Source organism: Streptomyces sp. NPDC014623 (genome assembly GCF_043088245.1).
GTDB lineage: Bacteria > Actinomycetota > Actinomycetes > Streptomycetales > Streptomycetaceae > Streptomyces.
Window position 1 is genome coordinate 191961 of record NZ_JBIBZU010000002.1, and the last position, 23492, is coordinate 215452.

The following is a 23492-nucleotide window of genomic DNA, read 5'->3' on the forward strand; positions in this document are numbered from 1 at the left end:
GTACTCCCGCTCCTCCGTGCCTTATGTTTCGGAGCGAGGACGACTGAAGTTACGGACGGCTGGGGCGCGGACGACGCATGGCACGGAATCACGACAGCCAACTGCCCGAATCGGTGGGGATACGCCGTCGGCGGATGCGGAACGCGCTCCTGTTCGGTGCGCGGAGGGCCGGCCGTACGGCGGACGAACGGCTCAGCAAGGCATTCGCGGGGATCGTCGTCACGGCCGTCCTGTGCGCGGGATGCGTGGGATGGTCCTTTCTCCAGCACACCTGACGAAACAGCAGGCGGCCCAGGACGAACAGCGGCGTCGGCCCAGGAGTACGGACAGCGCCTGAATATCCCGGAAACGGCGGGACAACCCTGCCCCAAGGCAATTCCGCAAAGGAGCCGGGAAGGGCGCCCGGCTTCCCGTGCTCGCGGCAGCCCTCAGGGAATGACCGAAGTCGGCGGGCAGTTGGCCCGGGAGCTCCCCGAATCGCGATGATAGATTGCCGTAAGTGGCGAGCACAGCAATGACATCCCGTTCGGAACTGAGCCGGGTGACCCTGGTCGGCGAGCGGCGTCGGGCCGACATCGTCCTGCCCTCCGATACTCCGATCGGGCAATTGCTCCCGGATATCCTCCAGTTGCTCGACGATCAGGTCGCTTCGCGACCGCTGACACGGCAGTTGGTGACGTCCGACGGCTCGGCCCTGGCGCACGACAGCACCCTGGCATCGGCCGGGGTGTCCGACGGCGCCGTGCTCCGGCTCGTCAGGTCCCGGTCCGCGCTACCCGCCCCCGTCGTGCACGACGTCGCGGACCATGTGGCCGACGACCTCGATATGCGGGCCTGGCGCCGGCGTCCTGCCGCGCGCCGGGCCGTCGCGGGCGCGGCGACCACCGTTCTCGCCCTGACTGCCGCACTGCTCGCCCGCCGGGAGTTCCCGCTCGGTGCCCTCGCCGGCGTGCTCACCCTGGCCACGTTCGTCCTCCTGGCGGCGGGTGTGCTCGCCGCCAGGGCGCGGCAGGGCGACCACGGGCTCGCGACCGCGCTGCTGTCCGCCTCCGGCGGTCTCGGCTTGCTCACCGCGTGGACCGCCGCCGATGCGTACGACTGGCCTCCAGCCGCACGTCTGGGCGCCGTCTCGGCCGCGCTGGTCCTGACTCTGGTGCTCCTCGGCTGTTTCTCGCCGCTCGGCCGGGGCGGGCTGATCGGCGCCGCGGCGACCGCTTCGCTCACCGTGGTCTGGGAGGGCGTCGCCGCCGTTCAGCAGGACCCGGCCCGGCTCGGAGCCGTCATGGCGGTCTTCTCCGTCGTGCTGCTGGGAGTGCTGCCGAGGATCGCCCTGATGGCGTCGGGACTCACCGCACTCGACGACCGCCGCTCCACCGGCGTCTCCGTCAGCCGTCACGAGGTGGGCAACGCTCTCGCAGCCACCCACCGGGGCCTGGCCCTCGCGACCCTGGTCACCGCGGTGTCGGCGGGTGCGGCGGGCTGGCTGCTCGCCTCGGCCGAGCGGTCGACCGCATGGTCGGTGGTGCTGGCCTCGGTCGTCGCGGTGCTGCTCCTGTCCGGGGCACGAGCGTTCCCCCTGGTCGTGGAGGTGGTGGCGCTCGTAACTGTCGCCGGGGCCCTCCTCGTGCGCCTGATGATGCTGTGGCTGCAGCACTCCGGGGGCGCGGGGGCGATCGCCGTGCTCGGTGCGGCAGCGCTGCTCCCCCTGCTGGTGCTGGCGGTGGAGCCGCCGGAGCACGTGCGGGTCCGGCTGCACCGCACCGCGGATCTGGTCGAATCCGCCGGCACGGTGGCGCTCTTCCCGCTCGCTGTGGGGGTGTTCGGCGTGTTCGGACAGCTGCTCGACAAGTTCTGAGTCAACGTGCGGGCGCTCCGCCCATGGCGGCGCGGTGGAGGGGAAGGGCAGACATGCCGAACACGGACAACTGGCAGGGCGAAGTGCGGCGCGACAGGAAAGGCGCTGCCGCGACCACCGTGCGGAGCGACACCGGTCCGGCGCGGGGCACCGGCACCCCCGCCCCGGGGCCCGGCCTGCCCCCGCCCGGCAGCAGGCCGCCCCGTACCGCCCCCGACGCCCGGCCCGTGATGGACGACAGCCTGGCCGAAACGGTACGCGGGCCGCGGCACGGAGAGCCCTTCGCGGCGCGAGTCGCACGCGGACTGCGCCGGATCGTTTCCTCCTCGACGGCGCGCGAGGTCGCCGAGATCACCCGAACCGCCGAGCAACTCCAGCAGCCCGTGACGACCGGTCGGCAGATCGCCGTCACCTCGATCAGGGGCGGCGCGGGCAAGTCGACCGTCGCCGCGCTGCTCGGCACCACGTACGCGCATTACAGGCAGGACCCGGTGCTGCTCGTCGAGGCGGATCCGGCGCTCGGCTCGCTGCCGCTGCGGCTCGGCGCCCGGTCGCTGCGCTGGACCGCCGGCGATCTGGCGCACATCGTCGAACCGCAGATGTCCCTGCTCGACGTGACCGGCTACCTCGTCCAGCTCCCCGGCAACGCCTGGCTGCTGCCCGGCAGTCAGGGCCGGATCGGCGCGATGCTGGACACCAGGGCCTACGAGCGGGTGATGGTCTCCCTGCGCCGCTACTTCGGGGTGACGGTCGTCGACTGCGAGACACTGCCCGCCGAGGTCGCCCGGGTTGCCCTCTCCGCTTCCCAGGCCCGTGTGCTGACCGCCCCGGCCACCCCGGAGGGCGTCACGAGCGCCCACAACGTGCTCGAGTGGATCCAGGCGCTGCCCCGCCGTGTGATCGAGGGCACGGTCGTCGTACTCACCGAACAGACGCCCCGTGCGGGGATCGACCTCGACAAGGCCGTACAGAAGCTCGCGTCCAGCGGAGCGAGCGTGCAGGTCCTCCCGTACGACCGTCACCTGGCCGCCGGCGGAGCGATCCGTACCGAACTGCTCGCTCTCCCGACACGGCAGGCCGCCACCCGCATCGCCGCGGACGTCTTCCAGTTGTCGCAGAAGCATCGCTGACCCCTTGCCGAGCCCGACCGTGAGTGACGGACGCCCATGAGCACCCGACTGATACACCGCCCGGCCAGGACCACCCGGCCCCCGGCAGCCACCCCTTCACGCACGATCGAGGCGCCGCCCACCCTCCCCGAGGGAAGGACGGGCGGGATCGCGGTGCCGTTGCTTCCCGTCGCCGCGGTCGTGTCGTCCGTCGTGATGATGGCCGTCGTGCGCGACGGCCGGCTGGCCGTGCCGGGTGCGATCGTCCTCGCCGTGACGGTCATCGGCTCCGTCGCTCTCCTCCTCTCCCCGTACGGCAGGGCCCGGCGCGTCCTCCGCACCCGGCGGGAGGCCTACCTCGCCTACGTCGAGGACCTGCGCGCAGAACTCTCCGCGGAGGAGCACGCGCGCCGGGAGCGCGCCGACGTACTCGATCCGCCGCCGGACGCCCTGTACGACATCGTGCGGGACCCCGCCCGCCGGTGGGAACGCCGGCGTGACGACACGGACTTCCTGCGGGTGCGGATCGGCCTCGGGGAGATGCCCGTGTGCGACCTGAAGATCGCCGACGCGGGCTCCTCCGTCCTCACTCCGCCGGACCCCTTCATGCTCAACGAGGCCTCGGCGCTGCTCAGCCAGTTCCGTACGGGGGCCGGACTGCCCCTCACGGTGCCGCTCGACCGGGCCGGGAACATCAGCGTCATCGGCCCCCGCGAGGACTGCCTGCGGGTGGCCCGCGCCCTGCTCGTCCAGACCGCCGCGACGCACGCCCCCGACGACGTGGCGATGGCGCTCGCCGTGCCCGGCGAGCGGATCGCCGACTGGGAGTGGGCGAAGTGGCTGCCGCACCTCCTGGACACCGAACAGCTCGACGGCCCGGTCGCCGCCCGGCGCATCGCCCCGTCGGCTCCGCAGCTCGCGCGGCAGCTCGGTGCCGACCTGGAGCGCCGCGCTTCCTGCGCGGCGGAGGCGCGCGGGGGCCCGGCCGGGCGCGATGCCCTGCCCCTGACGTCCCGGCTCCTCGTCGTCACCGACGGGCACGGCGAGGACGCCGTCGATCTGCCCCTCCCCGACGACGCGGTCGGCCTGCATGACATGGGCGTCACCGTCCTGCACCTGCTCGAACAGCGCGTCCAGGAGCCGGGGGACATCGGCATCAGGGTCACCGTCGAGGGCACCCAGGTGGTCGTCGAGGACCTGCGCGGGCCCGAACCGGTCAGTGCCCACGGCACCGTCGACGAGGTCGGCAGCTCCTTCGCCGAGGGCCTGGCCCGGATGCTGGCGCCGCTGCGGCTGTCCGCCGACGCCCTGGAGGGCGCCCCTCTGTCGGACAGTGTCGGCCTGGCCGGTCTGCTCGGCATCGACGACGTGTCGCGCCTCGACCTGTCACGGCTGTGGGCCCCCCGCGACGAACGGGCCTTCCTGCGCGTGCCCATCGGCATCGGTGACACGCACGAGCCGGTGCTGCTCGACCTGAAGGAGTCCTCGGAACTCGGCATGGGCCCTCACGGCCTGTGTGCCGGCGCCACCGGTCCGGGAAGGTCCGAGCTGCTGCGCTCCCTCATCCTCGCCCTGGTGACCACGCACCCGCCCGAGGACCTCGCCCTGTTCCTCATCGACTACGAGGACGGTGCGACCTTCGCGCCGTTCTCGATGCTCCCCCACGTCGCCGGTGTCATCACCGGCCTGGAGAGCGAGGCAGGCCTCGTCGAGCGCGTCGACGCCGCCCTCGCCGGTGAGGTGAACCGCCGCCGGCAGGTCCTCGAGGACGCGGGTGACGTCGCCGACATCGGTGCGTACGCCGCGCTGCGCTCCGGGGAGCGGCCCGAACTGGAGCCGCTGCCGCATCTGTTCGTCGTCATCGACGAGTTCGGCGAGCTCCTGTCCGCCAAGCCCGACTTCATCGACCTGCTCCTGTCCATCGGCCGCACCGGCGGCGCCCTCGGTGTGCATCTGCTCCTGTCCGGCCAACGGGTCGAGAGCGTCGGCCTCAAGGGCCTGGACGCCTGTCTCTCGTACCGGATCGGTCTGCGTACCTTCTCCGCCGACGAGTCGCGCACGGTCCTCGACACCACGGACGCGCTCCACCTGCAGCCGGGCTTCGGTTATCTCAAGGCCGGAAACGGTCATTACGAGCGCTTCAGGACCGGCCATGTCTCCGGCGACCACCAGGGGCCCTCGCAGCAGGCGGCCGGAACGCGGAGCGGGCCTCTCGCGCTGGAGTACGCGGCCTTCAACAGCCCGCCCGCACCGGCCGGCGCGGGCCTGGGGGAACCGGCGCCCGGGCGCCGCGAGACCGGGCCGACCGACGTGGACATCATGGTCGAGCAGCTGGAGGACGCCGCCGCCGCGGTCCACGGCATCTGGCTGCCGTCGCTGCCCGCCGCACTCGCCCTCGACAAGGCCGCCGGCCCGCTGGCAACCGGCCCGCGCGGGCTGCAGCTGGCCGGGCGGCGGAGCCCGCTCCGGGTTCCGCTCGGCCTGCTGGACGATCCGGCCGGACAGTGGCAGGGGCAGTGGTACCTGGACCTCACGGCGGCCGGTGGCCACGCGGCCGTCATCGGTGGCCCGGAATCCGGGAAGACGACCCTCCTGCGCACACTGGTCCTGTCGCTCGCGCTCACCCACACCCCGCAGGAGATCGGTGTCTACGGCCTCGACCTGATCGGCGACGAGCTCCAGGTCCTCTCCGGACTGCCGCACGTCGGCGGCATCGCGGACCGCGCCGAACCCGAACGCGCGGTGCGTACGGTCGAGATGGTGCGGAGCATGCTCGAAGCACGCGAGGACCTCTTCCGCGAGCACGCCGTCGAATCCGTCGAGCACCTGCGCACCCTGCACCGGACGGGTCGGCTGCCCCAGCTGACGTCAGCGGAGATCGTGCTGGTCATCGACGGTTTCGACGCACTGCGCGAGGACTTCGGCGAGCTGTACGACACGGTCGTCGACATTCTCGGGCGGGGCGGTGACTACGGCATCCACGTCGTCGCCGGGATGCTCCGCCGGAACGACGTGGACCCGGCCACCCAGGCGTCGTTCGGCACCCGGGTCGAGCTGTGTCTGAACGACCCGGGCGACTCCGGCATCGACCGCAGGCTCGCCGAGACGCTGTCACCCGACGTACCCGGCCGCGCCCTGACCGACGGCGGGCTCTTCGCCCACACCGCGCTCCCGCGTACGGACGGGCTCGCGGACGACACCGGTCTGGACGCGACCCTCGGCCGCACGGCTCGTACGGTCCGCGCCGCCTGGAGCGGTGACGTCGCCCCGCCTGTCCTGGTGCTGCCCCACGTCCTGGAACCGCACCTGCTCCCCGGCCCGGCCGCCGAGCCCCGGCGGGTGCCGATCGGTCTGGACCAGAATGCGCTCGCTCCTGCTCTGCTCGATCTCTTCGACGAGGACCAGCACCTGCTGGTCCTGGGCGACAGCGGGTGCGGCAAGACGACTCTCCTCAGGACCGTCGTCCACGGCCTCATCGACCGCTACGGCGAGGACGAACTGCTCTTCGCCGTCATGGACCCGAAGCAGGGTCTGCGCGGCGTGGTCCCCGAGGAGTTCGACGGCGGTTACGCCCACAACGCCAAACTGTGCGAGGGTCTCGCCGCCGGAATCGCCATCGAGCTGGAGAAGCGGCTGCCCGACGACAGCACTTCCCCCGAAGACCTGGAGCCCGGCAGCCGGGGCGCCGGCCCACGGATCGTGGTGCTCGTCGACGACTACGACGTGCTGATGGCGGACCGTCATTCACCGCTCGACCCGTTCGTGCCGTACATCCACTCGGCGGTGGACATCGGCCTCCACTTCGTCCTGTCGCGTCAGGTGGCCGGCGCGTCGTGGGGCATGTACGAGCCGCTGGTCCACGGTCTGCGCGAGTCGGGAGCAACCGCCGTCCTCATGTCCGGTGACCACAGCGAAGGGCAGCTGTTCCCCGGGGTGTACGCGAGTCAGCAGCCGGCGGGCCGGGGCCTGCTCATCCGCAAGGGCGAGCCGAGCCGCCTGATCCAGACGGTGTACACGCCTGAATGACGCACGGCCCACGGCTACGAACGGCCGGAACGCTCAGGGCCGGCGGTCCGGGCTCGGGCACCCCGGCCCTCCACCGTCCGAGCGCGGGACGTACAGAGGCTCCGGCCTGTCCAGCGCAACGCAGGTCAGCTGCGGGGCAGCACACCCAGGAGGGTCGCCGTCAGGGCCGCCTTCAAGGAGTAGTTCAGCTCCAGGTGGAAGCGGGCCAGGTCGGGCTCGGCCTGGTAGGCCGCCTGCAGGCTGGGCGGCGGTGTGCTGTACGCCGACAGCGCGCCGGCCATGACCATGGTCTGCAGGCTAAACAGTGTCGCGTTCTGGCCCAGCTCCGGCAGGCACTTCTGGATCAGGGCGGTCATGGTTGTCAGGCGGTCCAGGGAGGCGCGCTTGTAGCGTGCTACGACCTCGACGGAGACGTTGTGTTCCAGGACGCTGCCCTGTGCACCGAAGAGCTCGCACAGCACCACTCGGCCGGAGAGTGAGCGGCTGAGGATCTCGGCCACCGCTGACGCCCGCTCGGCCATGGGCAGGTCTTCGTCGACCCCGGCGGCCAGCTCGCCCGCCAGTTCCGTCAGCCACTCCCGCAGGAAGCGGTCCAGCAGCTCCAGCAGCACCGCCTCGCGGGACTCGAAGTAGCGCAGCACGTTCGGCTTCGCCAGGCCTACCCGGCGGCTGAGCTCGTTCAGGGTGACCGCGGCCACAGGCATCTCGTCGAGCATTGCCGACGCCATGTCGAGGATCGCCCTTCGGCGGATCTCCCGCTGCTCCTCGGTTCGCGCTCGCTGGAAGGTCACGACCATCAGCCTAACTTAGGTACCTGCGGTACGTTGACAGCGTACCGGGAGTACTTTAATGTCGCCGACACAAGATACCTTCGGTACTTAATCAGATGGGAACCCGGCATGGGCGAGAAGTGGACGACGGCGAACATCCCGGACCAGCGCGGGCGCGTGGCTGTGGTGACCGGGGCCAACACCGGGCTGGGGTACGAGACCGCCAAGGCGCTCGCCGGGCGCGGGGCGTCCGTGGTGCTCGCCGTGCGCAACGTCGAGAAGGGCGAGCGGGCGGCGGCCCGCATGACCGGCGACGTCACCGTGCAGGCGCTGGACCTGACCTCGCTGGACTCTGTCCGGACCGCGGCGGCGGCGCTGAGGTCCCGGCTCGACCGGATCGACCTGCTCGTCAACAACGCCGGTGTGATGTACACCCCGAAGCAGACCACCCGGGACGGCTTCGAGATGCAGTTCGGCACCAACCACCTCGGTCACTTCGCGCTCACCGGGCTGCTGCTGGACCTGATGCTGCCGGTGCCCGGCTCGCGCGTGGTGACGGTCAGCAGCACCGGCCACCGCATCCGGGCCGCGATCCACTTCGACGACCTGCAGTGGGAGCGGTCGTACAGCCGGGCCGCCGCCTACGGCCAGTCCAAGCTCGCCAACCTGATGTTCACCTACGAACTGCAGCGTCGGCTCGCCACGCACGGCACGACCGTCGCGGTCGCCGCCCATCCCGGCGTGTCCAACACCGACCTCATCCGCCACACCCCCGCCGCGCTCCGCCTGCCCGTCACCTGGCTCGCGCCGCTGATCACCCAGACTCCGGCCATGGGCGCGCTGCCGACCCTGCGCGCCGCCACCGACCCCGCCGCGCTCGGCGGCCAGTACTACGGTCCCGGCGGGCGCAACGAGGTCAAGGGCCATCCCCGGCTGGTCACCTCCAGCCCGGAGTCGCACGAGACAGCCGTCCAGCAGCGGCTGTGGGCCGTCTCCGAAGACCTCACCGGGGTGAAGTTCCCCGTCGTGCAGTCCGAGCAGAAGTCGAGCGCGTCCGGGGCCGCCGCTCGTCGAGTGGGTCACCATGCCCCTCCTCACCCGCGGGGCTGACCGCCTCCGCGAGCTCCCGACGCACCGACGCGCGCACGTCCGTCCGGTGCATCTGTGCGAGCACCACACCCCCGCCCGGACAGCGGCCGGCCCCGGCCTCCCGGTCGGTACCGCTCACGTCTACGGCATACGTACTGCCCGACAGGACGCTCACCGAGTGCGACCGCACGGGCGGCGGCCGGGCCGACTGCTCGCACTCCACGGCCGTCAACCGGATCGAGCTGCTCAAACGGCAGATGTTCGGCCGAGCCGGAGTGGCGACTCCTCGACAGCGGGAGTGCACGGGCGCTGGCATTCCTCATGCGCTGTCGGTTCCGGTGAACAGGCCAGGTCGAAAATGGCGGGAAGCCCTGGCGGCGACCTGCTAGGAATATGAGCTCCAGCCCGTCCACAAGGACTTGGATGCCATGCCCCGTGCCGTGACGCTCATCCGTTCCACAGCCCTTTCCGACGTGGCCGAGTACGCCTACGCCGCCACCGCCCCCGCCGACGCACGGCTGATCTTCCTCGCCGGGGCGTGCCCGCTGAACGAGGACGGGTCCACGGCGGCCGTCGGTGACTACGCCGGCCAGGCGGCGAAGGCCCTCGAGAACATGAGGACCGCGCTCGCAGCGGCGGGGGCGGGCCTGGAGGACGTCATCAGCACGCGCGTCCTGGTCGCCTCCGCGCGGCAGGAGGACCTGGTGACTGCCTGGAAAGTGGTCCGGAACGCGTTCGGTGACCACGACGTCCCGAGCACGTTGCTCGGCGTCACCGTGCTCGGATACGGCGACCAGCTGGTGGAGATCGAAGGCGTCGCCGCCGTGCTCGACTCCTGACCGCCCGGCGCCTCAGCCCTCCGACGCGGCCCCGAGGTTGATGAGGCGCGCACCCCGGCTCTCCGCGATCCGGAGTACGTCGCGCAGCGCTTCGGCCATCCGTGCCACCACGTAGCGGAGTTGCGCCGCGGAGACCTGGCGGTCGTCGAGCATGTCGGCCGCGTGGTCGAGGAGTTCGACAGCCATCCCGAGCTGGATGCTCTCGACGTCGTCAGCGACCCGAGAGACGTATCCCGACCCGTCACCGAGGACGTAGCAGGGCTTGTCATCCAGGCCGGCCCACGGAAGAAGCCGTACCTCGGGGGGCACCTGACCGGTCATGTCATCCCCCACATTCCGCAGTTCGAGCAGGGCTTGGTGTCGATGCCGTACATCGCACGCCACAGTGCGCGCTCCGGGACGAGTCCGGGGCGCACGTCGGGCTCGGACGTCACATGCGCGGGAGGGGAGAGAGGTGGAGGGATGTGGTACGCCGGTGAGGCAGGCTGCAGAAGGCGCAGCAGTGTCTCGAGCATGCGAATGATGCGGGTCAGCACGTCTTCAACTCCGTTGGGGTGGGGCGATGTCCGCAGCCGCCCCGTAGGCCGACGCCTGACCGCCTGTCGCTGAGTAACGATCCATTCACAGAGTGAGACAAGTCGGGCTAGGCTCGCCAGGGGGTCGGTGGTGACAAATGCTTCGTCACATAGGAGTCGACGTTGAGTAACACCTATGGGGAATGGCTCAAGGAAAAGCGTCGGGCAGCAGGGCTGACCCAACAGGAGCTGGCCGACGCCTCGGTCATGACCCGTTCGCACATCTCGCACATCGAAGCGGGACGTCGCCTGCCGTCGAAGGAGGACGCCCGACGGCTGGACATGACTCTGAACACGGGAAATGTACTGAGCAGCTTCCTGCCGGATGACGATGCAGCAGTGGCCGACTATTTCGAAGCGGCTCTGCTGCTCGAACAACAGGCGGTGATGCTTCGTGAGTTCGCACTTTCGTTCGTCCCGGGCATCCTCCAGACGGAAAGGTACGCGCGTGCGGTCCTGAGCACGTCGTTCCCTCCGGTGGGTGAAGAGGAATGTGACAGGCTCGTTGTCACACGGCTCGATCGGGCCAAGGTCCTTGCCAGCCCGGTACGACCTGTAGTTTGGGCGCTGCTCGACGAGGCGGTGCTACGTCGTACCGTCGGTGGGCCGGATGTCATGGCAGAGCAGATCATGCACATCGTGGGCCTGGTGGAGAGGCGGCGCGCACGCGTCTACGTGCTGCCCTTCGGTCTCGGCGTCCACCCACTCATGCAGGGCATGCTCACCCTGATGCGCTTCGAGGACCAACCACCTGTGGCCTACTCGGAAGGCGTACAGGTAGGCAAGGTGCATGACTCCCCGGCCATGGTCGAGCGGCTCGAAGGCGCCTACGATCTTGCGTTGGGCGACGCGTTGCCGCTGCAGGAGTCATTGGCTTTCATGAGGGCTACCGCAAAGGACTACGGATACCGTGACCGAACACACCATCCCTGACGCCTCCGCCCTCGACGGTTGGCGCAAGTCCACCTACAGCGGCAACGAGGGCGGCAGCTGCGTAGAGGTCCTGGACGGCCACCCCGCCGGCGTCCCCGTCCGCGACTCCAAGTCACCCCAGGGCCCTGCCCTGTTGATACCGGCCGCAAGCTGGTCATCCTTCGCCTCCGCCGTGAAGGCCGGACACTTCTGCGTCTGAACCCGCCCTGCTCTGCAGCATGCCCCGACAGCATGCCCGCCGAAGCAGGTCAGCGCAGCGCCTGCGGGCCGATGACCGCGGGGAGGCGCAGCCTGGCGCGGCTCTCGCTGCCCGGGGCCGCCGTGTAGACGCCCAGGTCGTGTGACTGTTCCGGGTCGCGGAGGGCCTGACGGTTCAGTTCGAGGGCGCCGGCCTCCGGGTGGATGAAGCGCTTGACGTGAGGGGGACGGACGCCGACCTCGCGCTTGCCCCGCAGACTGCGGGTTCCTCGCTCCGGGTGAGGAGCAGCCCGGCGTAGTGCGTGGCCCGGGAGCCGGGGCCCCGTAGAGCGGCCACTTCGCGCAGGCCGGACGTGAACATCCGGGAGAGGAACGCGTGATCCGCCGGCGCGTAGAGCTCGCGGGTGGCCGGGCCGGTGAACCAGCGGTGGCCGATGCTGCGGGCCGGACCGGGGCAGCGGGTCGTGTCGCCGGTGAGGGCTGTGCCGAGCGGAGTCTGCCGCAGCGTCTCGGAGGAACTCGTGGGCGTTCGTTCCTGGGCGCAGGGCCGATCGGGAGCGATCAGGGCCGATCTCGCTGCGACCCCGGACAGCGCCCGTCCGCCCCGCCCGCCGAGAACAGCCCCGCTCCCCCGGGCGGACCACCGGACGCCTCCTCGCTCGACCCCACGAAGCACCGAGGCCCGAGCGGCACGCCCCGCCCGCCGAGGTCACCGGCGTGCGTGGTGTGCGAGTGGCCCTGATCGGGGGGCGTCGAGCGTCGGGGTGCCGTCCGTCGCCCGAGCGGTGGCGGACAGGCTCGGTTCGAGCGCCTGGTGACCGGTCGCGGAGGACTCCCCACCGAACGCCGCCCGAAATGTCGGGTCCTGCAGCATGCGCAACCAGGGGTTGACCATTCCCCCTCCCGCCCCTAGGTTTCTCGCAACCCGTTGGTACATCGATTAACCACCCTGGTCAACGTCCTGGTTGGAGACATCCCGCTGTGCGCTCATCCCTGAGTCGGCGCGGTTTCCTCGCCGCTGGTTCCGGCCTCGCCGCCGCTACCGCGCTGCCCGCAATGTCCGGCTGCTCCACGCTCGCCTCGGCCGATTCAGACCCCGGCACCCTCGTCGTCCACACCCAGCTCGGCACCACCGCGCCGGGCTCCCCCACCTACACCGCCGCTGTGAAGGCCTTCGAGAAGGAGAACCCCGGGCTCCGGGTCAAGAACCTCGTCAACGGCGACGACCTCCCCCAGGTCTACGAGACCTCGCGGCTGGCCCGTAAGGAGCCGGACGTGGTCATGGTCAACCTGTACGACAAGACGCTCGCCTGGACCGAGGTCGGCGCCACCGTGGACGTGAAGGGCCACCTCGACGACTGGGGGCTGCGCGAACGGGTCCTGCCCGCCGCCCTGAGTGAGTGGACCGACGGCAAGGGCAGGGTCCGCGCCTTCCCGTACTTCGCCACCAACTGGCCCGTCGCCTACAACACCCACCTGCTCGGCCGGGCCGGCGTCGGCTCCGTCCCCACCACCGGGGACCAGCTCATCGGCGCCGCGCGGAAGCTGCGGGCCAAGGGCATCGCCCCCGTCACCGTCGGCGGCAACGACTGGACGGGGCAGAAGCTGCTCGCCCAGATCATCCAGACCTTCCTCACCCCCGAGGAGGCCCGGAAGGTCTACTCGAGCGGCGACTTCAGCGGCAGCCGGGGCGCCCGCGAGGGCATCGACTACTTCGTGACCCTGCGGGACGCCGGTGTCTTCGCCGACAAGGCGCAAGGGCTGACCTCCGACTCGATGACCACGCAGTACAACACGGAGTCGGCGGCCATCCAGTCGGCGATGTCCTCCGCCCTGGCGAAGGTCCCCGCGAAGGCGGCCGGACACACCGAGATCGGCGGCTGGCCGCTGGCGCCGGGTGCCGTCCACGAGAAGCCGACCATCCTGCGCTCGTACACCCTCATCGGTTTCTGGATCAGCCCCAACGGCGTGAAGAAGCTGTCCTCCGTCGAGAAGTTCATCCGCTTCATGTACCGCCCCGACGTGGTGTCGCGCTTCATCACCGAGAGCGGCCGGGACATGGCGCTCGTGACCGGCACGGTCAGCAAGGACTTCCCCCTGGTGGCGAAGGCCCAGCAGCTCGGCGACCGGGTCGGCCAGGCGCTCCTGCCCGACCTGTACGTCCCCCCGACCGCCACCCAGCCTCTGATCACCGCCACCAGCACCGCCTTCACCCGGGGAACGAGCGCGGCCTCCGTGCGCTCCGCCCTGGAATCCGCCTACCGCACGGCCTGATCCGCGCGCCCGAGCCTCTGCGAGTCCTCCATGACGATGCTCTCGTCCGCCCCGGGCGGCGCCTCGGTCCGCGGACCGGTCACTCCCCCGCCGTCCGCCACCACCACGAAGCGCCGTACGCAGGGCGGGGTCATCCTCGCCGTACCCGCGCTGGTCTGGTACCTGGTCTTCATGGTCGGCCCGCTGGCCGCCATCTTCGTGATCGCCGTCCTGCACTGGCCCGGCATGCTCCAGCCGGTCTCGTTCGCCGGCACCGGCAACATCAGCGCGGTCCTGGACGACCCGGTCTTCTGGGACGCGGTGCGCAACACCGCCGTACAGCTCGCCGTGGCCGTGCCCCTGATGATCATCGGGGCGTACATGCTCGGGTACTACGTCGCACAGAAACCGCCGGGGCACCGCGTCCTGCGGTATCTGCTCTTCATCCCCGGGCTGATCTCGACCCCCGCCAAGGCGATGGTGTTCTACGCGGTCCTCTCCCCGGACGGCCTGCTCAACGGCGCCCTGGACAAGGCCGGCCTCGGCTCGATGACCGACGCCTGGCTCGCCTCCCCCTCCACCGCGCTCGGCTCCCTCATCCTCCTCGACGTGTGGAGCGGCATCGGGTTCACCGCCGTGCTGTTCGCGGCGCGGCTCGGCAGCGTCCCGGACGAGATCGGTGAGGCCGCTCAGCTCGACGGTGCCGGCCACTGGCGCGCCATGTGGCGCATCCACTTCCCCGTCATCCGTGACTTCGTGGGCGTCGTGACGATGCTCCAGTTCCTCTGGACGCTCTTCGGCTCCGCGCAGAACGTCCTGCTGCTGACCCAGGGCGGCCCGGGGAGCTCATCGACGACGCTGTCCTTCCTGGTCTACCAGAAGGCGTTCATCGCGGCCGACCTCGGCTACAGCCAGACCGTGGGCGTGGCCCTGTTCCTGGTCGGTCTGGCCGGGCTGCTGACCATCCGTCGCGTCTTCCGCCAGAACTACTGATCGGAGCTGGTCCCATGAAGTCCGGAAGGTCCTGGCTGCCGGCGCACGTCTTCGCCTGGCTGTACATGGTGCTGCTGGTCGTCCCCCTCTACTACCTGCTGGTCTCCGCGTTCAAGACGAACGACCAGATCTTCGGGAGCCCGTTCTCCCTCCCCACCTCCCTCTCCACGGCCAACTTCACCGAGTCGTTCTCCTCGGCGCACCTCGGGCCGGCGATCCTCAACTCGATGCTCGTGACCGTGCTGGCACTGGTGCTCACCCTGGTGCTCGCCATACCGGCCGCCTTCGCCGTCGCCCGCGCGGAAGGCCGGCTCGGGGCCCTGGTGGAGCGGGTGTTCTCGCTCGGCTTCCTGATCCCGACGTTCGCCGCGCTCTTCCCGACGTTCCTGCTGGCCGCCGCCACCGGGCTGTTCCACACCCGCGCGTTCATGGTGCTGTTCCTGCCGGCCACGGCGATGCCGCTCTCCGTCGTCATCCTGGTGCAGTTCATGCGGACCATCCCGCGCGAGATGGAGGAGGCGGCACGCATGGACGGCGCGTCCACCTTCGCCGTCCTGCGGCACGTCTACACACCGATGTGCATGCCGGGGATCGCGACGATCCTGCTGCTCAACTTCCTGACCTTCTGGAACGAGTACCTCTACTCGCTCGTCATCATCGGACCCGACCCGGACCTGCGGACCGTGCAGGTCGCCCTGCCCACGCTCAAGTCCCTGACGGGTACGGACTACGGCATCCTTACGGCGGGCACGGTGCTGACCCTGGTCCCGGTCTGGGTGGTCTACACCGTGCTCCAGAAGCGGATGCAGCAGGCTCTCGTGAGCGGGGCGGTGAAGATGTGAACAAACGTCTTGAGGGTCGTACGACCGTACGGCCGACGATCAAGGCCGTCGCCGCCGCGGCGGGGGTGTCCACCGCCGCGGTCTCCCAGGCAGTCAACGGGACCGGCCGGATCTCGGAGGCCACCCGCCGCCGGGTCCTGGACGCGGCCACCGAGCTGGGCTGGTCCCCCAGCGCCTCCGCGACGGCACTGCGCCGGGCCCGTACGCGCACGATCGCGCTCGTCGTGCGGCGCCCCACCGACGTGCTGGGCTCCGACCCGCACTTCAGTGAGCTGATCACGGGTCTGGAGGGCGAACTCGCGCCGCGCGGCTACGGTCTGCTGCTCCACCTGGTCGCCGACATGGCGCAGGAGAGCACACTGTACGAGCGGCTGGTCGCGGAGGGCCGCATAGACGGCGCCGTGCTCACCGACGCCCGCACCGACGACCCGCGCCCGGACCTGCTCCGGGGCCTCGGGCTGCCCGCTGTCCTGCTGGGTGCCCCCGACGCCGACTCGCCCGTGCCCCGGGTGGGGCTCGGACAGCAGGGCGCGGGTATACGGGAGGCGGTCGCCCACCTGCTGGAGCTCGGCCACCGGCGCATGGCCTACATCGCGGGCCCGGCCGAACTGCTGCACACCCGGCTGCGGTTGCACGCCTTCGAGGAGGCCCTGGCCGAGGCAGGCCTGCGCCCCGTCGCCGTACGGCACAGCGACTTCACCGAACAGGCCGCCGTCGACGTCACCGAGGAGCTGCTCGGCCTGCCCGACCGGCCCACCGCCCTCGTGTTCCCCAACGACTCCATGGCCGTCTGCGGCATCGGCACGGCGCAGCGCGCCGGGCTCCGGGTGCCCGGCGACCTGTCGGTGGTCGGGTACGACAACCTCTCGCTCGGCCGCTGGGTCCACCCCCGGCTCACCACCGTGGACCAGCAGGTGCAGCGCGTCGGTGCCGCCGCCGCCCGCACCCTGCTCGCCGGCTGCGGGGAGGACGTGCCCCCGCCGGAGCTCGACGGCCGTCCCCGCCTGGTCGTACGGGAGTCGACCGGCCCGCTGACACCCCCGACCTGAACCGCCGCACCAGCCCGGCACCCCCGCACATCGAAGAGGACCAGACACACCATGCGACGCCACAGCGCCCAGCTCACCCACGACTCCGCCGTCCTCCCGTGGCTCGGCGCCAACTTCTGGTCACGCGCCGGCGGGCCGCTGATGTGGCGCGGCTACGAGCCGGAGACGGTCCGCGAGGAGCTGGCCGTGCTGCGCGAGCACGGTCTGAACATGACCAGGTCGTTCTTCTACTGGCCCGACTTCCACCCGGAGCCGGGCCGCATCGACGAGGAGCTCTGCGAGCGCTTCCGGGACTTCCTGGACGCCCACCACGAGCTGGGGATGGGTACGGTCCCCACGTTCATCGTCGGTCACATGTCGGGCGAGAACTGGGACCCGGCCTGGCGCGGTGACCGGGATCTGTACGAGGACGTGTGGCTCGTCGGCCGGCAGGCCTGGTTCGTCTCCCAGATGACCCGGCGTTTCAAGGACCACCCGGCGGTCACCGGCTGGCTGATCACCAACGAGATGCCGGGCTACGGCCGGATCTACCAGGTCGACCCGCCGTCGAGCGATGTCGTCACCGCCTGGGCGCAGTTCATGTGCGACGCCGTGCGCGCGGCGGGCGGCACCCAGCCGGTGTCGCTCGGCGACGGCGCCTGGGGCATCGAGGTGACGGGCCGCGACAACGGCTTCTCGCTGCGGGAGACCGCAGGGTACGTCGACTTCGTCGGCCCGCACGTCTACCGCTCCGACACGGACCGGGTGCGCCAGCACTACCGGGCCGCGTTCGAGTGCGAGCTGGCCGCCGTCACGGGTCAGCCGGTCGTCCTGGAGGAGTTCGGGCTCTCCACCGACACGGTCTCGGCCGCGAACGCCGGGATCTTCTACCGGCAGACCCTGCACAACTCGCTGCTGGGCGGGGCCACCGGCTGGATGGCCTGGAACAACACGGACTACGACGGCCTGTGGGAGCAGCCGCCGTACGACCACCACCCCTTCGAGATGCACTTCGGGATCACCGACAGCGCCGGGCGTCCGAAGGAGCCGCTGCGCGAACTGGCCGCCTTCGCGAAGGTCCTGGAGCAGGTCGACTTCCCGCGCTGCCGCCGCACCGACGCGGACGCGGCCCTGGTCGTGCCGGCCTTCCTGGAGCGCGGCTACCCCTACAGCCGGCCCGCCGACCGCCCGCTGATCTTCACCTCGCTGCACCAGGGTTACGTGGCCGCGCGCGGCGCTGATCTGCCGGTTGCGGTCGCCCGGGAGGCGGACGGGCTGCCGGACGACGCCTCGCTGTACCTGCTGCCGTCGACCCGCCAGCTGACCACCCGCACCCGCCGTGCACTGGAGCGCCGGGCGCGGGAGGGGGCCACGGTCTACCTGTCGTTCTGCTCGGGTGAGTACCCGACGACGCGCGGCCCGTGGTTCCACGACCTCGACGGGCTGTTCGGGGTGGAGCTCCAGCTGTCCTACGGGGTCGCCGAGCCGATCGAGGACGACGTCCTGGAGATGACGTTCACCGAGGACTTCGGCTCGATAGCCGCCGGCGAGGTGCTCACCTTCCCGGTCTCGGGCAACGAGGACAGCCGCGCATACCTGCCCGTCGTCCCGGACGGCGCCCGGGTCGTCGCCACGGACGCGCACGGCCGTCCGGCGCTCCTGCGTCACGAGACGGGAGCGGGACGCACCGTCCTGGCCACGTATCCGCTGGAGCACATGGCCGCCCGTACGGCCCGTGCCAACCCTGAGCAGACCCACCGGCTGTACGCGGCGCTCGCCGGACTGGCGGGCGCAGCACGGCCGGTGACGGTCGGCACCCCGTACGTCAGCGCCGACACGCTGGTCCGCGAGGACGGCGCGCGCTTCGTGTGGCTGGTGAGCCAGTCCGGCGAGGAGCTGACCGTGCGCCCGTCGGCGGCCGGGGAACTGCGCGAGCTGACCGGTGGGGAGCCGGTGCGGGACGTGACCCTCGCCCCGTACGGCGTACGCGTGCTCGAACTGCGCTGACCCCGCGCCCCTTCCCTGCTTCCGAGGTGAGCCACCCCATGTCCGAACCGCTGTTCCGAGACCCCGAGGCGCCGGTCGCCGACCGGGTGCGGGATCTCCTGTCGCGGATGACGCTCACCGAGAAGGTGGGCCAGGTCAACCAGCGGATGTACGGATGGGACGCGTACGAGCGCACCCCGTCGGGCCACCGGCTGACGGACGCGTTCCGTGCGGAGGTGGCCGCCTGTGACGGGATGGGCGCGCTGTACGGACTCCAGCGCGCCGACCCCTGGTCCGGTGTGACGGCGGAGACGGGGATCGGTGCCGCTGACGGGGCGCGGGTCTCCGACGCCGTGCAGCGGCACGTCGTCGAGAACACCCGGCTCGGCATCCCGGTGCTGCTCGTCGAGGAGATGCCGCACGGCGTCCAGGCGCTGGACGGGACCGTGCTGCCGGTGAACCTGGCGGTCGGCGCCACCTGGAATCCGGAGCTGTACGAGGAGGCGGCGGCCCTCGCCGCCGCGCAGTTGCGGGCCCGTGGCGGCCATGTGGCGCTGGTGTCCGCGCTCGACCTGGTGCGGGATCCGCGCTGGGGTCGCGCGGAGGAGTGTTTCGGCGAGGACCCGTATCTGGCGGCGCGGTTCACCGAGGCGCTGGTGCGCGGTGCGCAGGGTCCGGCCGGGGAGCGCATCGGGCCGGACCGCGCCGCCGTCGTCCTCAAGCACTTCGCCGGGCAGGGGGCCGCGGTCGGCGGCCGCAACAGCGCGGCCACCGAGCTGGGCGCGAGGGAGCTGCACGAGATCCATCTCGTGGCGGCGCTGGCGGGCGTACGGGCCGGGGCGGCGGGCGTCATGGCCGCGTACAACGAGTTCGACGGCGTCCCGTGTGCGGCGAACCGTCATCTGCTGACCGGGATCCTCCGGGAGCAGTGGGGTTTCGGCGGCCTGGTGATGGCCGACGGACTCGCGGTCGACCGCCTGGTGCGGATGGCGGGCGACCCGGTGGCGGCCGGTGCGATGGCGTTGCGGGCGGGGACCGACCTGAGCCTGTGGGACGGCTGCTACCCGAGGCTGGCGGAGGCGGTCCGGCGGGGACTGGTCGAGGAGGCCGTGCTCGACACGGCCGTGGGCCGTGTCCTCGCGCTGAAGTTCCGCCTGGGTCTCTTCGAGGCCCCGTACGCCGGCATCCGGAGGACGGATCCCGCCCGCCTGGAGCGGCTGAGTGAGCGCATCGCCCGCGAGTCCGTCACGCTCCTCGGACACGACGGGGTGACGCTGCCGCTCGCCGGCCGCCCTGTGGGCACCGTCGCGGTCATCGGGCCGAACGCCGATTCCGTGCCTCAGCAGATCGGCGACTACACCGCCCCGCAACGGCCCGGCACGGGCCTCGGCGTGCTCTCCGGGATCCGGGCGGCGGCGCCCGACGGCACCGTGGTCACGTACGCCCGGGGCTGCGGCCTCGTCGGCTGCGACCGGTCCGGGCTGCCGGAGGCGGTGGCGCTCGCCTCCGCCGCCGATGTGGCGGTGCTGGTGCTCGGCGGTTCGAGCGCGCGCGAGTCCGGGTCCCGTTTCGACGCGAACGGGGCGGCTGTCGCCGACGCCGGGAATCCGGCGGAGATGACGTGCGGCGAGGGCGTCGACCTGGCAGAACTCTCCCTCCCGGAGGGGCAGTCGGCGCTGCTGGACGCGGTCGCCGCGACGGGCACCCTGGTGGTCGTGGTGCTGGTCCAGGGCCGGCCGCACGCCCTGCCCGACCTCAGCGGCAGGGTGGCGGCGGTACTGAGCGCCTGGTACCCGGGCCCGTGGGGCGGGAGGGCGGTCGCGGACGTGCTGTTCGGCCGGTCGGGACCTCAGGGGCGGCTGCCGGTCTCGGTACCCCGCTCGGCGGCCCAGCTGCCCGTGTTCTACAACGCGAAGGACCACGGCTACCGGGGTTACGCCGACCAGCCGGCGACCGCTCGCCACGCGTTCGGCCACGGGCTGTCCTACACGACGGTCGAATACGGTGCGCCCCGGCTGTCCGTGCCGTCCCTGCCGGCGGACCGTTTCGACGGGCCGGCGCCGCTGAGCTGCACGGTCCGCGTCACCAACACGGGCGGCCGGCCGGTGCGGGAGACCGTCCAGCTCTACGTACGCCGGGTGCTCGGCGGGACCGTGTGGCCACGGGTGCGTGAACTGCGCGGTTTCGCCCGGGTGGAGCTGGCTCCGGGTGAGAGCACCGAGGTCACCTTCCCGGTGGACGCGAGAACCCTGGCCTCGTTCACGTACGCGGGGGCGTGGGCCGTGGAGCCGGGCGGGTTCGCGATCGAGACGGGGCCGTCGTCGCAGGACACCCGCGCGGCCGGGCTCACCGTGACGCCTCCGGCCGGCAGGGGCACGGGCTGCCGGTGACGAGGGCCGGCCTGCGTTCGCCGCGTTCCTGCCGGGCGTTCATTAGGCAAGTGCGTTGTCGGGCAACGAGGTGTCGGCTGCTTTCGGCCGTGGGACTGGTGGGCTCGCATGTTGAGGTGTCGCGTATTCCCCGTGCCGATGTGGGCACGGGGAGGCACCCGACTGGTGCTGACCTCTCCCGAGCCCGGATCACTTGCGAAGCCGAGAACGGTACTCGCCCGGGGCCGTGCCTCGGGCACGTCTGAAGGCACGGCTGAAAGCGTGCGGAGAGCCGTATCCGACCGCGCCGGAGATCGACTCGACGGGCTCATCGGTATCGCGGAGCCGGACGGACGCCAGGTCGATGCGCCACTGCGTCACGTACGCGCCCGGCGTCTGTCCGAGGGCGGACCGGAAACGCCTGGACAGCGTCGCCCGGGAGACGCTCGTCGCGGCGGCCAGGGTCTCCGTGGTCCAGGGGTGTCCCGGTTGGGCGTGGACACATGCCAGAGCGTCGCGCACGACCGGATCACGCATCGCTCCCAGCCATGAGCCGGACCGCTCCTGCGGGTGGCGGGCCAGCCAGGCGCGTACGAACTGGACGAGCAGAAGGTCGACGATGCTGTTGATGGCGGCGGTGGTGCCGATCTGAGGCTGTGCGAGCTCGGCAGCGAGAAGTTCGACGGTCCTTCTGAGCTGCGCGTTCTCCCGGGCTGTGACGTGCATCGGCCCAGCGAGGGAGGTAAGCACCGGTGTGCGCACCTCCGGGTCCTGCTCATAGTGCAGCACGATCACTTCCGTCTGCACCGGCGCCGAGCCCAGCCGCAGGGCCCTGCCATCGCCAAAAGCCCGGGTCGCCGCCTCACGGTCGCAGGAACCCATCGTCACGTTGGCGCCGCCGGCTATCCCGTGTGCGGTGCCCGGCGACACCAGGACGGCGTCTCCGGCCTGCACCTGAAGAGGTTTCTCGCCTGTGACGTGGAGCCACATAGTGCCGCGGGACACTACGTGCAGTGCCGCTCCTGGATAGGAGTCCAGCCACAGGCCCCAGGTTCCTCCGGCCTTCAGCATGACCCCGAGCGCCCCACGCGCACCCGAAACACGCAAGACCTCCGCCAGCACATCCATGGGTCCATTCTCGTCCACCGCCGCGCACCGCCGCCAACGGCCGACGGCCGACGACGCATGTGTCCTCGTCCATAGCGTCAGGCCACGTCAAGAACGACCTTTCCGTGCACCTTCCGCGCGAACAGCGCCTGGACGGCGTCGTCCACGCCCTGCCAGTCGCCTCGCAGTCCGACCGGTGCCGAGAGCCTCCCGGCGGCCATGAGGCCCAGCAGGTCCGTCAGCTCCCCGCCGGTCGGCGTCATGTCGCCGTAGGTGGCGATGCTGCGGGGCTCACCGAAGCCGAACAAGGCCCCTGACGGGAAGGTGGTTTCCTGCCCCGAGGAGTAACCGACCAGGTGGATGGTGCCGCCCTCGGCGAGGGAACTCCACGCCTGAGCCACCAGCGGCCCGCCGACCGTGTCCAGAACGAGGTCGAACCGGTCCCCGGTCTCGGCCAGGTCGGTCAGGACCTTGTCGGCGCCGAGTTCGCGGAGCCCGGCGGCCCGCTCCGGCGAACCGACAAGTGCCGTCACCCGGGCGCCCGCCAGCGCCGCCAGTTGGACGGCGAAGTGCCCCACGCCCCCGCTGGCGCCTGTGATCAGAACGTCGCGCGCCAGCAGGGAACGCTTGCGCAGCACCCGGAGTGCGGTGACTCCGGCGATCCCCAGCGCGGCGGCGTCGGCCAGGTCCACGCCCTTCGGTACGGTGCCGAGCGAGGCGGGGCTGACTGCCACCCGCTCCGCCCACGCGTGGGGAGCCATTCCCACGGCGACGCGCGTACCTTCGGGCGGCCCCGAGCCGTCGGATGCGGCGTGCACCACGATGCCAGCCGCGTCATGACCGTGCACAGCGCCGGCTGGCCACTGGTGCACGTAATTCAGCTCTCCGAAGTTGAGACCGATGTGCCGTATCTCCACCAGCGCCTCACCGGTGGACGGTACGGGCTCATCGACATCGGCGAACCGGATGGGTCCGGCCTCACTGTGATCGACCACAAGGGCGCGCATAGGGGGTGTGTTTCCTTCTCTCGTGGATGTGCCTGAACACTCGGCGCGGCAACAGATCGAGTGCGCAAATGCCGCACTGCCGCCTTCTAGGAACCCTTTCGCAGGACCGGGACAGCGACCAGCCCCGTGAGAATCAATCAGTTGACGATCTGTGTCAGTGCGACTCGCGGCGCGTCGAGCCCTGCACCCGTCCGGTGGATGACGCTGTGACGGGCAGACATGCCCGGCAATGTGATGATCTTGAGGCGTCAGCGCTTCCGCTTCCGTCGGGCGGCGGGGTCACGCTGGGCGACGTGCCGGGCGACCGCGTCGACGCCGGGGCGGGCGTACCGCTCCAGGGAGGGGACGGAGGCGTGGCGGGAGCGGGCCAGGAGTATCGGGGTGGAGGTGCCGCCCCACGTGGGCAGCCGCGCGTTCGGCCAGCGCCTCCAGCAACGACGGAACGTCAATGACCGCGATGGGGACGGCAGGGGAGCACAATCGCCGATTCCGCCCCCATGAATCCGGGCGGTC

At 71.2% G+C, this 23492-nt stretch carries 19 protein-coding genes and 2 pseudogenes; 14 read left to right on the forward strand and 7 right to left on the reverse strand.

Annotation, left to right across the window (positions count from 1 at the left end; all coding sequences use genetic code 11):
• Positions 1-77 precede the first annotated feature (77 nt).
• From ACF1FZ_RS04850 to eccCa, 4 genes and pseudogenes are all read left to right on the forward strand, one after another.
• A pseudogene (locus ACF1FZ_RS04850) lies at positions 78-313 on the forward strand (hypothetical protein); the annotation flags it as partial.
• Between the two features lie 201 nt (positions 314-514).
• Positions 515-1855 (forward strand): type VII secretion integral membrane protein EccD, encoded by a 1341-nt coding sequence (eccD, locus tag ACF1FZ_RS04855; protein WP_391772210.1) that lies wholly within the window; start codon positions 515-517, stop codon positions 1853-1855.
• Positions 1856-1908: 53 nt separating this feature from the next.
• The gene (locus ACF1FZ_RS04860; protein ID WP_391771945.1) at positions 1909-2985 is read left to right on the forward strand and encodes a MinD/ParA family protein; all 1077 of its coding nucleotides are present in this window, start codon (positions 1909-1911) and stop codon (positions 2983-2985) included.
• Positions 2986-3021: 36 nt separating this feature from the next.
• On the forward strand, positions 3022-6990 hold the full coding sequence (gene eccCa, locus ACF1FZ_RS04865; protein ID WP_391771946.1) for a type VII secretion protein EccCa: 3969 nt from the start codon (positions 3022-3024) through the stop codon (positions 6988-6990).
• A gap of 125 nt (positions 6991-7115) precedes the next feature.
• Here eccCa and ACF1FZ_RS04870 read toward each other — a convergent pair whose 3' ends face one another.
• A complete protein-coding gene (locus tag ACF1FZ_RS04870) occupies positions 7116-7781 on the reverse strand; it encodes a TetR/AcrR family transcriptional regulator (protein ID WP_391771947.1) in 666 nt (221 codons plus the stop codon).
• 108 nt (positions 7782-7889) lie between these two features.
• Here ACF1FZ_RS04870 and ACF1FZ_RS04875 point away from each other — a divergent pair, with 108 nt between their 5' ends.
• Together ACF1FZ_RS04875 and ACF1FZ_RS04880 are read left to right on the forward strand one after the other, a co-directional pair.
• Positions 7890-8870 (forward strand): SDR family NAD(P)-dependent oxidoreductase, encoded by a 981-nt coding sequence (locus ACF1FZ_RS04875; RefSeq protein WP_391771948.1) that lies wholly within the window; start codon positions 7890-7892, stop codon positions 8868-8870.
• Between the two features lie 407 nt (positions 8871-9277).
• On the forward strand, positions 9278-9688 hold the full coding sequence (locus tag ACF1FZ_RS04880; RefSeq protein WP_391771949.1) for a RidA family protein: 411 nt from the start codon (positions 9278-9280) through the stop codon (positions 9686-9688).
• A 12-nt stretch (positions 9689-9700) separates the two neighbouring features.
• Here the strand turns inward: ACF1FZ_RS04880 and ACF1FZ_RS04885 are convergent, their stop codons facing one another.
• Together ACF1FZ_RS04885 and ACF1FZ_RS04890 are read right to left on the reverse strand one after the other, a co-directional pair.
• Positions 9701-10009 (reverse strand): hypothetical protein, encoded by a 309-nt coding sequence (locus ACF1FZ_RS04885; RefSeq protein WP_391771950.1) that lies wholly within the window; start codon positions 10007-10009, stop codon positions 9701-9703.
• Positions 10006-10224 carry a hypothetical protein gene (locus tag ACF1FZ_RS04890; protein ID WP_391771951.1) on the reverse strand — a complete coding sequence of 73 codons (219 nt, stop codon included), beginning with the start codon at positions 10222-10224 and terminating at the stop codon, positions 10006-10008. The genes ACF1FZ_RS04885 and ACF1FZ_RS04890 overlap by 4 nt, the downstream gene beginning before the upstream one ends.
• A gap of 162 nt (positions 10225-10386) precedes the next feature.
• On the opposite strand from ACF1FZ_RS04890, the gene ACF1FZ_RS04895 reads away from it, so the two are divergent.
• Positions 10387-11196 (forward strand): helix-turn-helix domain-containing protein, encoded by an 810-nt coding sequence (locus ACF1FZ_RS04895; RefSeq protein WP_391771952.1) that lies wholly within the window; start codon positions 10387-10389, stop codon positions 11194-11196.
• The gene (locus tag ACF1FZ_RS04900) at positions 11174-11395 is read left to right on the forward strand and encodes a DUF397 domain-containing protein (RefSeq protein WP_391771953.1); all 222 of its coding nucleotides are present in this window, start codon (positions 11174-11176) and stop codon (positions 11393-11395) included. Before ACF1FZ_RS04895 ends, ACF1FZ_RS04900 begins: the two co-directional genes overlap by 23 nt.
• Before the next feature lie 49 nt (positions 11396-11444).
• Here ACF1FZ_RS04900 and ACF1FZ_RS04905 read toward each other — a convergent pair.
• Positions 11445-11917: pseudogene (locus tag ACF1FZ_RS04905) on the reverse strand (XRE family transcriptional regulator); the annotation flags it as partial.
• A 458-nt stretch (positions 11918-12375) separates the two neighbouring features.
• Between ACF1FZ_RS04905 and ACF1FZ_RS04910 the strand changes: the two are divergent.
• The 6 genes from ACF1FZ_RS04910 to ACF1FZ_RS04935 are packed head-to-tail and all read left to right on the forward strand — an operon-like array spanning position 12376 to position 20886.
• Positions 12376-13668: an ABC transporter substrate-binding protein gene (locus ACF1FZ_RS04910; protein ID WP_391771954.1), complete on the forward strand. Its 1293-nt coding sequence runs from the start codon at positions 12376-12378 to the stop codon at positions 13666-13668.
• Positions 13669-13698: 30 nt separating this feature from the next.
• Positions 13699-14640, forward strand: a complete 942-nt coding sequence (locus ACF1FZ_RS04915; RefSeq protein ID WP_391771955.1) for a carbohydrate ABC transporter permease — start codon at positions 13699-13701, stop codon at positions 14638-14640.
• Positions 14641-14654: 14 nt separating this feature from the next.
• Positions 14655-15482 carry a carbohydrate ABC transporter permease gene (locus tag ACF1FZ_RS04920; protein ID WP_391771956.1) on the forward strand — a complete coding sequence of 276 codons (828 nt, stop codon included), beginning with the start codon at positions 14655-14657 and terminating at the stop codon, positions 15480-15482.
• Positions 15479-16531 (forward strand): LacI family DNA-binding transcriptional regulator, encoded by a 1053-nt coding sequence (locus ACF1FZ_RS04925; protein ID WP_391771957.1) that lies wholly within the window; start codon positions 15479-15481, stop codon positions 16529-16531. The genes ACF1FZ_RS04920 and ACF1FZ_RS04925 overlap by 4 nt, the downstream gene beginning before the upstream one ends.
• Before the next feature lie 51 nt (positions 16532-16582).
• Positions 16583-18517 (forward strand): cellulase family glycosylhydrolase, encoded by a 1935-nt coding sequence (locus tag ACF1FZ_RS04930; protein ID WP_391771958.1) that lies wholly within the window; start codon positions 16583-16585, stop codon positions 18515-18517.
• 38 nt (positions 18518-18555) lie between these two features.
• Positions 18556-20886: a glycoside hydrolase family 3 N-terminal domain-containing protein gene (locus ACF1FZ_RS04935; protein WP_391771959.1), complete on the forward strand. Its 2331-nt coding sequence runs from the start codon at positions 18556-18558 to the stop codon at positions 20884-20886.
• 189 nt (positions 20887-21075) lie between these two features.
• Here ACF1FZ_RS04935 and ACF1FZ_RS04940 read toward each other — a convergent pair whose 3' ends face one another.
• The 3 genes from ACF1FZ_RS04940 to ACF1FZ_RS04950 all read right to left on the reverse strand — a co-directional run bounded on the left by ACF1FZ_RS04940 (position 21076) and on the right by ACF1FZ_RS04950 (position 23428).
• The gene (locus tag ACF1FZ_RS04940; protein ID WP_391771960.1) at positions 21076-21993 is read right to left on the reverse strand and encodes a cupin domain-containing protein; all 918 of its coding nucleotides are present in this window, start codon (positions 21991-21993) and stop codon (positions 21076-21078) included.
• A 77-nt stretch (positions 21994-22070) separates the two neighbouring features.
• Complete coding sequence (locus ACF1FZ_RS04945; protein WP_391771961.1) at positions 22071-22979, reverse strand: zinc-binding dehydrogenase; 909 nt, start codon at positions 22977-22979, stop codon at positions 22071-22073.
• A gap of 248 nt (positions 22980-23227) precedes the next feature.
• A complete protein-coding gene (locus ACF1FZ_RS04950) occupies positions 23228-23428 on the reverse strand; it encodes a hypothetical protein (protein WP_391771962.1) in 201 nt (66 codons plus the stop codon).
• Positions 23429-23492 lie beyond the last annotated feature (64 nt).